General features: G+C 42.8%; 13 protein-coding genes and 1 tRNA gene. 10 read left to right on the top strand and 4 right to left on the bottom strand.

Annotation, left to right across the window (positions count from 1 at the left end):
• The first annotated feature begins 73 nt into the window (after positions 1-73).
• A complete protein-coding gene (locus tag RJD38_RS15095; RefSeq protein WP_406853332.1) occupies positions 74-709 on the top strand; it encodes a TetR/AcrR family transcriptional regulator in 636 nt (211 codons plus the stop codon).
• A gap of 49 nt (positions 710-758) precedes the next feature.
• Here RJD38_RS15095 and RJD38_RS15090 read toward each other — a convergent pair whose 3' ends face one another.
• Entirely contained in the window at positions 759-1,106 is a 348-nt protein-coding gene (locus tag RJD38_RS15090; RefSeq protein WP_009386557.1) for a DUF3024 domain-containing protein, read from the bottom strand.
• 233 nt (positions 1,107-1,339) lie between these two features.
• On the opposite strand from RJD38_RS15090, the gene RJD38_RS15085 reads away from it, so the two are divergent.
• Positions 1,340-2,155, top strand: coding sequence for a phosphate ABC transporter substrate-binding protein (locus RJD38_RS15085; RefSeq protein WP_065431937.1), 816 nt, complete (start codon positions 1,340-1,342; stop codon positions 2,153-2,155).
• Positions 2,156-2,212: 57 nt separating this feature from the next.
• Here RJD38_RS15085 and RJD38_RS15080 read toward each other — a convergent pair whose 3' ends face one another.
• Positions 2,213-2,890, bottom strand: a complete 678-nt coding sequence (locus tag RJD38_RS15080) for a MaoC family dehydratase (RefSeq protein WP_268674249.1) — start codon at positions 2,888-2,890, stop codon at positions 2,213-2,215.
• A gap of 334 nt (positions 2,891-3,224) precedes the next feature.
• Between RJD38_RS15080 and RJD38_RS15075 the strand changes: the two genes are divergently transcribed.
• From RJD38_RS15075 to istB, 6 genes are all read left to right on the top strand, one after another.
• Positions 3,225-3,315 (top strand) — tRNA-Ser (locus RJD38_RS15075).
• A gap of 89 nt (positions 3,316-3,404) precedes the next feature.
• Positions 3,405-4,703 (top strand): tyrosine-type recombinase/integrase, encoded by a 1,299-nt coding sequence (locus tag RJD38_RS15070; RefSeq protein WP_367971652.1) that lies wholly within the window; start codon positions 3,405-3,407, stop codon positions 4,701-4,703.
• Positions 4,696-5,079, top strand: coding sequence for a hypothetical protein (locus RJD38_RS15065; protein ID WP_367971651.1), 384 nt, complete (start codon positions 4,696-4,698; stop codon positions 5,077-5,079). Before RJD38_RS15070 ends, RJD38_RS15065 begins: the two co-directional genes overlap by 8 nt.
• A gap of 535 nt (positions 5,080-5,614) precedes the next feature.
• Positions 5,615-6,823: an IS4 family transposase gene (locus RJD38_RS15060; protein WP_032073033.1), complete on the top strand. Its 1,209-nt coding sequence runs from the start codon at positions 5,615-5,617 to the stop codon at positions 6,821-6,823.
• Positions 6,820-7,824, top strand: a complete 1,005-nt coding sequence (gene istA / locus RJD38_RS15055) for an IS21 family transposase (protein ID WP_367971650.1) — start codon at positions 6,820-6,822, stop codon at positions 7,822-7,824. The genes RJD38_RS15060 and istA overlap by 4 nt, the downstream gene beginning before the upstream one ends.
• Complete coding sequence (istB, locus tag RJD38_RS15050; RefSeq protein WP_367971649.1) at positions 7,821-8,615, top strand: IS21-like element helper ATPase IstB; 795 nt, start codon at positions 7,821-7,823, stop codon at positions 8,613-8,615. Before istA ends, istB begins: the two co-directional genes overlap by 4 nt.
• Before the next feature lie 325 nt (positions 8,616-8,940).
• On the opposite strand, the gene RJD38_RS15045 is transcribed toward istB, so the two are convergent.
• The gene (locus RJD38_RS15045) at positions 8,941-10,149 is read right to left on the bottom strand and encodes an IS4 family transposase (protein WP_032073033.1); all 1,209 of its coding nucleotides are present in this window, start codon (positions 10,147-10,149) and stop codon (positions 8,941-8,943) included.
• A gap of 148 nt (positions 10,150-10,297) precedes the next feature.
• Between RJD38_RS15045 and RJD38_RS15040 the strand changes: the two genes are divergently transcribed.
• Positions 10,298-10,810 (top strand): EAL domain-containing protein, encoded by a 513-nt coding sequence (locus RJD38_RS15040; protein ID WP_367971648.1) that lies wholly within the window; start codon positions 10,298-10,300, stop codon positions 10,808-10,810.
• On the top strand, positions 10,776-11,492 hold the full coding sequence (locus tag RJD38_RS15035; protein ID WP_367971647.1) for a helix-turn-helix transcriptional regulator: 717 nt from the start codon (positions 10,776-10,778) through the stop codon (positions 11,490-11,492). Before RJD38_RS15040 ends, RJD38_RS15035 begins: the two co-directional genes overlap by 35 nt.
• A 201-nt stretch (positions 11,493-11,693) precedes the next feature.
• Here the strand turns inward: RJD38_RS15035 and RJD38_RS15030 are convergent, their stop codons facing one another.
• Positions 11,694-12,362 carry a hypothetical protein gene (locus RJD38_RS15030; RefSeq protein ID WP_367971646.1) on the bottom strand — a complete coding sequence of 223 codons (669 nt, stop codon included), beginning with the start codon at positions 12,360-12,362 and terminating at the stop codon, positions 11,694-11,696.
• Positions 12,363-12,411: the final 49 nt, after the last annotated feature.

The following is a 12,411-nucleotide window of genomic DNA, read 5'->3' as shown; positions in this document are numbered from 1 at the left end:
AAACCTAACTTACGCTAGGCTCACTCTTCAATAAAGCTGCGATATCGTGATGCCACTTAATCAAGGAATCAAAATGAGTCAGCGCAAAGCAGGGCGACCTCCTCAGAAAATAAACGCGCGGGACAAATTGGTTGCCAGTGCACGAGAGCTATTTCTTGTCATGGCTTACGACAAAGTCTCTATTCGATTAGTTGCACAGAAAGCCGGCGTAGATAGCGCTTTGATCCGTTATTACTTTGGCAGTAAAGAGGGACTGTTTGAAACCATGCTAAGGGAAACCTTAGAACCAATGAAGCAGCAATTGATTCGGTTAGGGCGCGACAGCAGCCAAGCCAATTTCATCGATATCATGCGAACTTACTATCAGCAAATGCGTAAAGTTCCGCAATTTCCTCGTTTGCTTGCCCAAGTCATGCACATGCCGGAGTCAGGTGTACAGCGTAAGTTAATGGAAAAGGTGATGATGGAAATCACTCAGCCAATGCAGAGCATCATATTTGATAAGCTACTCGCCAATGGCGTTATCAAACCAGAAATGGACCCAAACTTGTGCCGTATCTCATATCTATCACTGATGGTGTTTCCTTTCATAGCACCACCATCGATGTTGGCAATCCACGGTATTGAACTCAACGATCAGTTTTTAGAGCAGCTGTTGGAACACAACATCAAACTGATGACGAGTGGTTTTTTAGTTTCCAACGCCTAAGAATTCAATCGCCTAAATGCTTATATCGTGGCAAATGGTCACCGGTTCGCTACCAAAACAGATTTTTTGGATCTTTATCGATCTCACGCATAATAGCGGTTAGATCCTGACTCTGACTTAGATAAGGGTAGGCGAGCCACTGTTCATCATTTTGATCATCAATCATAAACAGTAGCCAAGATTGTGCTTTCTCATCCCAATATACCTTCGCCACGGGTGAGGTATAGTCAAAATGTGATGAGTCGAGTAAGTAATGCTGATTGAAAAAAATCACCCCATTAAGGATCGATTCAAAATCTGCTTTTCCTAATTCAGTTGGCATACTTTGGTTGCGATGACGACATATCGCCTCTGCACGAGTTTCCACTTGTTTTTGCAACAAACTGACTAAGCTCATAGTTACTCCGAAGCGAATTAATTCCACAATCATTGGCTCTAGGCCTATCACCTCAAAACCGTTTATAACGTATCTTGAAGTCATGTTGATATAGTATGGCTTACTATTGTTCACGTCTGCCCCATCTTTCACAAAATTGTCATCAAATCAGCCTATTCTATGCTCGGTTATGATTCGCCGTGATTGTGCATCGTATCGATGTATCGGCTCGGCACTATTTTATGGAGAACACTATGATCCGACTCGCGTTAGCTGCGCTATGTTCCATTTCTGCTGTGACTTTTTCTGCGCACGCCAGCGAAATTAATATTTCAGGCTCTACTTCGGTAGCACGTGTCATGGATGTGCTAGCGGAAGGCTTTAATCAAACTCACCCTGACTCTTATGTAGCGGTACAAGGCATAGGCTCTACTGCGGGGGTTACGTTAGTTAAAAATGGTGTGGCAGAACTCGGCATGAGCTCTCGCTACCTAACCGATGGCGAGCAAAACGACAGCTTAACGGTTGCTACAATCGCAATGGACGGGCTGGCAGTCATTGTTAACCCGGCAAATTCGGTGAGCAACATTAGCCGCGACCAACTGTTTGATGTCTACAAAGGAAAAATTACCAACTGGAAACAGCTTGGTGGGGTTGATCAGACGATTGCAGTAGTCACTCGTGAAGCCTCTTCAGGCTCTCAATCTAGCTTTGAAAGCTTACTTGGATTGAGCAAAGTGGTTGATGACAAGCTGGTATCAGACATGAGCCAAGATAATCTGGTCGCCAATAGCAACAGCATGGTGAAAACCTTAGTAAATCACAATCCACAAGCGATTGGATTTATCTCGATGGGATCGGTTGATAATTCAGTTAAAGCGATTCAATTTGAAGGGGTAGAGCCAAGCAATAAAAATATGACAGAAGGGAAATATGAACTTGCACGCCCTTTTCTTGTTTTTTACATAACAGATAAGATAGACCCACAAACGCAATCATTTGTGACTTATTTGGCAAGCCAAGAGGCAAAACAAAAAATAGTTGAATATGGCTACACGCCAGTGAAATAAGAAATTTTTGTATAAAAAAGGAGAGCAAATATGCTCTCCTTTCTTTAAATTTTGAGGTTAGAAGTGCAGTTGAATCACCGATACAACAACAGCGCCAGGGCGGCGAATACCTTCAATTTCAACTTTGATTTCACGCTCAACCTCTAAGCCTTTCTTAATTGGTGTGACTTTAGAAAGTGTGCTAACCGCGCGAATACGATTACCCGCTTTAACAGGGTAAGGAAAACGAACTTGGTTTAAACCAAGGTTAACCACCATTTTCGCGGTAGGGAACAAGTTGTTCTCAGGATCAACGCTATCAGTCATCTTTGGTAGTAACGCGAGTGTCAAAAAGCCATGAGCAATCGTGGTTTTAAATGGAGACTCTTGTGCTGCACGCTCTGGATCAGTATGAATCCATTGCATATCTTCGGTGATTTGACCGAATTGATTGATACGCTCTTGAGAGACATCAATCCATTCACCTGTGTGGATCACAGTGTTGAGTTTCGTCTCTAACTCATCAAATAAAATTTGTGCGTCGGCCTTAAGCTCAATCGGTTTTGGCTGAGGGTGTTCTTCATTTACGGCAGGTTGCTGTAAATCACGCAAGCGTGAAAAAAGATGACGATTATTCGCTTTGTGCATGAACTCGCCCCAGTACTCACGTACTGCAGGTGACATCCATTGCATAAACTCAGAATGATGCTTCGAGTTTGACTCACTACGATGTTTGAACAAGTCAGCGACTTTCATAAAAACCTCAGAAACAGACTATAGACTAGGCTAATTTGGTAATTTTGAAGCACTTCACAAATATCTGCAATTACTTTCGGGCGTACAACTGTTGCCTCAAAGTGATTAAATCTTTATTTTTCATCTGCATGGCAATAAAACACTATTTTATTGCCATGTCAATGGTTAGAGCTTTTGCTTCATAGAAACGAGAGGCAAGCATTAGTCGGCTGCCAATATAGCGCTAAATGAAAGCTAGCAAAAATCGAGCCTGAATGCTTTTTAAGCACTTAAACGCATTAGAGTGAAATAGTGCTTTACAACATCAGCACCTGAACCTAATATGCGTCCCAACGGAGAGATGGCTGAGTGGTTTAAAGCACCGGTCTTGAAAACCGGCGTGGGTTTATAGCCCACCTAGGGTTCAAATCCCTATCTCTCCGCCACTTATTCTTAGAAAAAAGCCTTTGATTATCAAAGGCTTTTTTCGTATCTGAAGCATAGAAAAGTCACCTAACACAGATAGGTGATACATATGTATTTGATAAAACTGGCTTCTGGCGTGTACTACACACGTATTGCCACCCCTGTTTTTCTACAAAACTCACATGACTATCCGAAGGAAGTTCGCTTCTCTTTGCTTACTAAAACGCGCCGTGAAGCGATTAAGCGTAACACTCGTTTAGCCAGTGCTATCTGCTCTCTGTTCGATAGAGCACTCAATCAGTACATGCCGTACAAGACGTTTAAAGCCATTCTCCTGGTGTTGATAAAGCGTGTACGCGAGGAGTTTAAGACGAGTTCGAAGATGGAGCCTCATTATGCGCCAGTTACCGTCGAAACTCCGCCACCAGCACCTGTCGAAGCCTTACCTAAACAGCCTTCGAAAGACTCGAAGTTCTTCGCAAATGAACTAGATGACTTTATTCGCTCGAAAAACCTTGAAAACATTACTCACCTTTCTTCTGTTCAGCTTAAGCAGCGTTGTACCGACTTCATCTTCTTTGTTAGAAAGCGAAAGCTTCCTATAACGCCTAAAACTGCCATGGTATATCGAGATAGCCTATTAGCTCGGGGGCTGGGTTCTAAGACAATCAAGGACTACCTCGCAGCGCTAAGGCAGTTTTTCACCTGGTGTGTGCAGCGAGAAACGATTGCTAGTAATCCATTTCAATCAGTTAAAGCTCCTAAATCTAAAGCTTCAAAAGCTTCTGAAGAGCGCTCGCGATGGACGTTGGATGAACTCACAGCGTTGCTTTCTTCTAGTGAGTACCGTAGCAGAGATAAGCAATTCGATTGGGTAACGAGATTACAGATTTACCATGGCTTGAGGCCCGCTGAAGCGTGCCAGTTATCGACTACAGACGTTAAGAAGGTCGGAGGGATCTATTGCATCACTTGTTCTGACTCTAACGAGAGGCAACGTCTTAAAACCAAAAATGCATACCGTTTAGTTCCTGTCCATCGTGCGTTATTGGACTCTGGTTTCATTGAATATGTGGAAGAACGTAACCGTAAGCGCCTGAAGCAACTATTCGACTATAAACCTCACGGTAAGAACCATGATTGGTCTTTCCGCTATAGAACACACTTAGGCAAGGTACAAACTGCTATCGGAATGAAACCGAAGGAGCGACCTACAGCTTACTCGTTTCGTCATACCTTTATCGATGAGCTAAAAATGGCCGAGGTTGCCGAGCACGTTGTGTCGGAAATCGTTGGTCATGCTCACCCCAACATTACCTATGGTCGCTATGGTAAGAATACTGACTTGCAGAAGCTTCAAGAAGCGGTGAATGTCTTTCCTATTCTAGAAGGAGATAGCCATGCGTAAGCTCGCTCACTTTGAATTGAAGTCTGTATTAAGTGCTCTAGACCATGCTGAATTCACGCAGGTTTATGATTTCTCGAATCTAGTCGCATGCGACATTAGCCTAGAAGCCATAAGGCTTGTCTACCGTCTAAAGACGGCATTAAAGCGAAATAGTGAATTAACAGTGGCGAATTACATCCAGCATGTGAATCAACTCTATGCTGTTGTGGATTCGTTCTACGGGTTCAAAGAAATGCTCGGTTACAGTGTGCTTTCTCAGGAGATCGAAAGGGAAGAAAAGCTTTTGCAACTAATTGATTTTGTACAAAGCCATGGTTTGGACGTGAGCGTTACAACACGAGGAAATGGATGGTCAATCTCAATACAGGTTGAGTAAATCCAATTGCTATCTGAGCACCGCTTGCGGTGCTCTAATTTGTGTACTCCGAAGGCACGAAATATGTGCCATTTGTATTAGTACCTAGTTTTGTTCATACCATAGGTATCAATAATCAGTGTCTTTCGTGTCGATAATATTTGTTTGTTCTTGGTCGAATGAACACTAAATCATGTGTCATTTAATTGTCGATAACACTACAAAATAACACTCTTACGTCAAGTGATATAACAAGGATTTATATTAATAGTAACGGTTTTTTTGCAGGCGATAAAATGACTTTGATGGGTTTGTTAGCGCCGATGTAAAAATGACCCACTAACACCGATTTAAAATTGACCCACCTGAGGCAAACTATCCGTTCGTAAATGGACAAAGCGGCGGATTATGATCAATCAGGAGCAACTAGTGGAAATACACGTTTTACACTGAGGAATCCCCTAATGATTTTGATAAAAATCATAAATTTAAGGTAGATGCACATCTTGTCATGTGATCAAATGGTTCTGAGAAAAATCAATAACCAGACAACAAGATGTGCGAACTCGATATTTTACACGACTCTCTTTACCAATTCTGCCCTGAATTGCACTTAAAACGACTCAACAGTTTAACGCTGGCTTGCCACGCATTACTTGAATGTAAAACGCTCACTCTTACCGAACTTGGTCGTAACCTGCCAACGAAAGCCAGAACAAAACATAACATCAAACGAATCGACAGATTGTTAGGTAATCGTCACTTGCACAAAGAGCGACTCGCTGTATACCGTTGGCATGCCAGCTTTATCTGTTCAGGTAATTCGATGCCCATTGTTCTTGTTGACTGGTCTGATATTCGTGAGCAAAAACGGCTTATGGTATTGCGGGCTTCGGTGGCACTACATGGTCGTTCTATTACTCTTTATGAGAAAGCCTTTCCGCTTTCAGAGCAATGTTCAAAGAAGGCTCATGACCAATTTCTAGCCGACCTTGCAAGCATTCTACCGAGTAACACTACACCGCTCATTGTCAGTGATGCTGGCTTTAAAGTGCCATGGTATAAATCCGTTGAAAAGCTAGGTTGGTACTGGTTAAGTCGAGTCAGAGGGAAAGTGCAATATGCAGATTTAGGTGCGGAAAACTGGCAACCTATCAGCAACTTACATAGCATATCCTCAAGTCGCTCAAAGACTTTAGGCTATAAGAGGTTGACTAAGAGCAACCCAATTTCATGTCAAATTGCACTGTATAAATCACGTCCTAAAGGCCGAAAAAATCAGCGTTCGACACGGACTAATTGTCATCATCCGTCACCTAAAATCTACTCCGCTTCGACAAAAGAACCATGGGTTTTAGCGACTAACTTGCCCGTTGAAATCCGAACACCAAAGCAACTTGTTAGGCTCTACTCGAAGCGTATGCAAATTGAAGAAACCTTCCGAGACTTGAAAAGCCCAGCCTACGGTTTAGGCCTCCGTCATAGCCGAACTAGCAGCTCAGAGCGCTTTGATATCATGCTGCTAATCGCCCTAATGCTTCAACTGACATTTTGGCTTGCTGGAGTTCATGGTCAGAAACAAGGTTGGGATAAGCACTTCCAAGCTAACACTGTCAAAAATCGAAATGTACTCTCAACAGTGCGCTTAGGGATGGAAGTTTTGCGGCATTCTGGCTACACAATAACGAGGGAAGACTTGCTCGCGGCTGCAACCCTGCTTGCTCAAAATCTATTCAAACATGGTTGTGCTTTGGGGAAATTATGAGGGGATCCCTCAGCGTTTTACATCAGCAAGGGTGCAGCATCCGCCGTATCGCCAAAGACTTGGGTATCTCAAGGAATACCGTTCGCACTTACCTCCGCGATAAAAGCAAAGCGCCCGTGTATCCAGAGCGTCAATCCCGACCAACTAAACTTCAGCCATATCATGACTACTTGCGTGGTCGTATTGAAGCAGCAAAGCCATATTGGATACCCGCAACCGTCTTACTTCGTGAGTTAAGAACACTCGGTTACGAAGGTGGTATAACGATGCTCAAGGAGCACATCAAACAATACAAACCAAGTGCGCCTGTCGACCCCGTGGTTCGATTCGAGACATTGCCTGGCGAACAGATGCAAGTCGACTTCACGACCATCACGCATCACGGCGTGCGTGTAAAAGCCTTCGTAGCTACGCTGGGTTATAGCAGGGCGACCTTCGTTCGCTTTAGTGAGCGAGAGCGTCAAGAAGACTGGGTTGAAGGCCTTGAAGAAGCGTTTGAATACTTCGGTGGCGTACCCAAAGAAGTTCTGTTCGATAATGCAAAAGCTATCATGATAGAGCGAGATGCTTATGGTGAAGGCGAACACCGATGGAACTCTATGCTGCTCACCGCCGCCAAGAAATACAACTTCAAACCAAGAGCTTGTCGTCCTTATCGTGCAAAGACTAAAGGAAAAGTGGAGCGATTTAACTCTTACTTGAAAAGCAGCTTCGTCACTCCGCTTGCCGCTACACTCAAGCAACACGGTCTGAAAATCACAGCCGATGTCCTCAATGGACATATCGGCGCATGGTTAGAAACCGTCGCTCATCAACGGACGCACGGCACGACAGGCACAAAGCCTCAAGTTCTGTTAGACAAAGAACGTTTTACACTTCAATCTCTCCCGTCGCCGACACGCTCAGTAGCACCGCTAACACTGACTGATAATGTCATGCCAGTTGAGAGCTTCCAACACCCGCTATCAATGTATGACGCGCTATTGGAGGTACGAGTATGAACCTTCAAATGAATCGCATCGAAGCGGCCTGTGCAACGCTGAAGTTACAAGTGATGGGGCAGGAATGGCCGAGACTGGCAGAAGTCGCTAACAATCGTGAGTTGAGTCTCGCTGATTACTTAGAATCACTTCTAAACGCTGAGCTTGAAGCGAGAGCTGAGCGCACACGAGCAACGCTAACTAAGTTCGCCAGCTTCCCTATGGACAAAACGTTCGATGACTATGACTTCACGTTCGCGACAGGCGCCCCAAGAAAACAGCTCAAGGAGCTAACAGGGTTGGCGTTCATCGAACGAAAGGAAAACGTAGTGCTACTTGGTCCAAGTGGTGTCGGCAAGAGCCATCTTGCAGTGAGCCTTGGCCAAATAGCGGTACAAAAAGGCTTAAAGACAAGGTTTATCACAGCAGCAGATTTAATGCTTCAACTGTCTACAGCGAAAGCTCAAGGCAAACTTGAAAGCTACTTAAGACGAAGTGTGCTCGCCCCTAAGCTCCTTATCGTGGATGAAATCGGCTATCTACCATTCGGCAGAGAAGAAGCTAACTTGTTCTTTAACGTCATCGCTAAACGCTATGAGCAAGGCAGTATTATCGTCACCAGTAACTTGCCATTCTCTCAATGGTCAAATGCGTTCGCTGACGATACAACGTTAACGGCAGCACTGCTTGATCGACTTCTTCATCACTCACACATCGTTCAGATCAGTGGTGAAAGCTATCGACTACGAGGAAAGAAAGCGGCTGGAACCATACCAGCGGTTCTAGAAAGTCTGTCTGGAAACAAGAGTTAATAACGTGGGTGGGTCAGTTTTACTTCGGCGATAACGTCGATAAGTGGGTCAAATTTAAACTGGCGTTGACAGGTTTAAAAATTAGCTTGTAGGGTCGGGATATGTACAGTTTTATAAATAGAATGGATGGCGTTATTGTAACAAGAGATGATGACTATGCTGCAATAAACTACTTGTTTCAACCAATTTACTCACCAAGAACAAAAAGAACTATTTATTACGAAGTTCTATCGCGGGTTACATCTCAATCAGGTGAGATATATAGCAATCAAGATTTCTTTGAAAGCGTAGATGACGAGTTCATAAAGAGCGCTGAGGGATCCCCTCATAATTTCCCCAAAGCACAACCATGTTTGAATAGATTTTGAGCAAGCAGGGTTGCAGCCGCGAGCAAGTCTTCCCTCGTTATTGTGTAGCCAGAATGCCGCAAAACTTCCATCCCTAAGCGCACTGTTGAGAGTACATTTCGATTTTTGACAGTGTTAGCTTGGAAGTGCTTATCCCAACCTTGTTTCTGACCATGAACTCCAGCAAGCCAAAATGTCAGTTGAAGCATTAGGGCGATTAGCAGCATGATATCAAAGCGCTCTGAGCTGCTAGTTCGGCTATGACGGAGGCCTAAACCGTAGGCTGGGCTTTTCAAGTCTCGGAAGGTTTCTTCAATTTGCATACGCTTCGAGTAGAGCCTAACAAGTTGCTTTGGTGTTCGGATTTCAACGGGCAAGTTAGTCGCTAAAACCCATGGTTCTTTTGTCGAAGCGGAGTAGATTTTAGGTGACGGATGATGACAATTAGTCCGTGTCGAACGCTGATTTTTTCGGCCTTTAGGACGTGATTTATACAGTGCAATTTGACATGAAATTGGGTTGCTCTTAGTCAACCTCTTATAGCCTAAAGTCTTTGAGCGACTTGAGGATATGCTATGTAAGTTGCTGATAGGTTGCCAGTTTTCCGCACCTAAATCTGCATATTGCACTTTCCCTCTGACTCGACTTAACCAGTACCAACCTAGCTTTTCAACGGATTTATACCATGGCACTTTAAAGCCAGCATCACTGACAATGAGCGGTGTAGTGTTACTCGGTAGAATGCTTGCAAGGTCGGCTAGAAATTGGTCATGAGCCTTCTTTGAACATTGCTCTGAAAGCGGAAAGGCTTTCTCATAAAGAGTAATAGAACGACCATGTAGTGCCACCGAAGCCCGCAATACCATAAGCCGTTTTTGCTCACGAATATCAGACCAGTCAACAAGAACAATGGGCATCGAATTACCTGAACAGATAAAGCTGGCATGCCAACGGTATACAGCGAGTCGCTCTTTGTGCAAGTGACGATTACCTAACAATCTGTCGATTCGTTTGATGTTATGTTTTGTTCTGGCTTTCGTTGGCAGGTTACGACCAAGTTCGGTAAGAGTGAGCGTTTTACATTCAAGTAATGCGTGGCAAGCCAGCGTTAAACTGTTGAGTCGTTTTAAGTGCAATTCAGGGCAGAATTGGTAAAGAGAGTCGTGTAAAATATCGAGTTCGCACATCTTGTTGTCTGGTTATTGATTTTTCTCAGAACCATTTGATCACATGACAAGATGTGCATCTACCTTAAATTTATGATTTTTATCAAAATCATTAGGGGATTCCTCAGTAAAGAGCGTCTGTTTAAGCCAATTACAAGTGGCAAAATCGTTGAAAATCAAATCAACGATATCCTTAAACATCAATATGTCTTGTCTATCTGATGACCAGTTTGTTCAAAGTATTCTCCTATTTAAAGGAGCAAAAATTGCGTTAGAGATAAATGAACTAAATTGCTATACATCGGCAATTCAAACGCTTAACAACATTAAATCTCTACAAAGCAACGGAGTGATGATCTGGCTCGATGACTACCATTCAAATAACGAACAAGCCAATTTGTCACTAGGCACTATCAATTGGGACTACATAAAAATTGATAAGAGCTTCTTATATTTTAATAGTTTAGATGTCATGTCTGCTAAGGCATTAACCTATGTTTTATCTCCGTTTACGAAAAAAGGTTTGATCTTTGAGGGAGTCGAAACATACGAACAGGCCCAAATCGTTAAGGCTACGGGGTCCTTATCACAAGGATATTATTATTCTGTTCCAAAGCAATGGTCTGAGATAATGCAGGATATAAAGAATGATCATAAAAACAAAATCACTGCTGCTATTTAATGCGAATAATTTTCAAACGAAGGTAGTCTTCCATAGGGAGCACGTAGTTTCTTTTGATTGCCAAGGAATCATTTCTTTCAAGGGGCATGTGGCTCACATTTCACCAGGTGAAGCTATAGTTCTTCCAAAAAACACTTCGATTCATATTTTTCTATATAGCAACGATTGCGCAAAAATTACGGTATACAGATACTATGATGGGTCTTCAAAAACTTGGTATACCTCTGGTCTTTTGGCTGAATATGTTAATACGCATAACGAGTTAATCAGATATGATCTCAAGTATAGTGGTTTTATCAACAGAGCAATTGATAAGTATTTTAAGCTTGAAGTGGTTAGAACGTGTGAGATCAAAGGCCATAAAGCAGGAGTTGTGCCTAAAATCAGACAGTTGGTTGTTAAAGACCTTCGTAAGGATTGGTCAGTAAAAGACATATGTGCTCAGGTTTACTTATCTGAATCCAGTTTGTATAGAACACTTAAATCAGAACAAACCTGCTTCACCGCATTGATTCAAGACATCAGGCTAGCCTATGCCAAAGAGTTATTGGTCACTTCAAGATTATCGATTGGTGAGGTGTCATACAACAGTGGTTTTAACAGCTCCTCGTACTTCGGCAATAAATTTAGAGCAAAGTATGGGATGTCACCGACTTGCTATCGAAACTTGATAGAGGCTTGAGGGTATATACCTTGTGATTGATTTTGAAAGCCCTGTAGGGCTTTCATTCTTCGATTGGTAGGTTGTTTAACCTTAGTGCTGCTATCAAGCGGGCTGTAGGCTTTCCTTGTCTATGGTTTGGCGGAATTGTTTAGGGGTCACAATACACGCTGGGTAATCTCCAACGTGTTAGAGTAAATATCTTGAAACCTTAGTCTCTTGTTAGCCATGTTCATTTTGTTTATCAATAAATTGTTTGTAAAGTTCTTTTTTCTCTTCGGCACAATATGAGGAGTCTGGCTGAGGGTCTTTGGCATCAGTAAGCCGTCTAGCAATTCTTGCCTGTGCAGGAAACCAACTAGTGATACCTTCCTTTGGTGTTACTCGCATAATGTATCCATCACGAACTAGAGTAAGTGAGGCAAAGTCAGTTTTCTTACCACCAATAATATCCCATGCTATTACTTCTGCTTGATTTCCGTTGACTTTACCTCGTAATAAAACAAAGTCAAAAACAGGGATTGATTTACATATTTTCTTCGTGGCTATAGTCCCGTCAATATTTCCATTGGTCGCATGTATAGTTATTTCCAAATCAACATCTGATAAAGCTAAATCTGCCATATCAACCATGCCTTCAGGGAAAGAAGACCAATGCCCAGTCCAATCTTCATCTTCTTTAACCCAAGATTGGAACTGATCAGATGTTTCTTTAATTTCTTTAGGCAATATTCGAGCATTTTGCAGCATTGTCGGACCTTGCATTAGGATGGTAGACACAAATGCACTTGTTGCGGCAGCAACAACCCATACCTTCTTATACCAAGGTATGTATTTCTTCTGATTGATAGTTTGATTTTGCCTAACTTGTTTTTTTCGTTTCCTGACCACTTAAATCTCCATGACAATCTAATGGATAACAGCTAACTCTCTAATAGAC

The organism is Vibrio scophthalmi (assembly GCF_040869025.1).
Classification (GTDB): Bacteria; Pseudomonadota; Gammaproteobacteria; order Enterobacterales; family Vibrionaceae; genus Vibrio; species Vibrio scophthalmi.
Note: the sequence above shows the minus strand (reverse complement) of the source record. Positions and strands in the feature narration are given on the sequence as shown.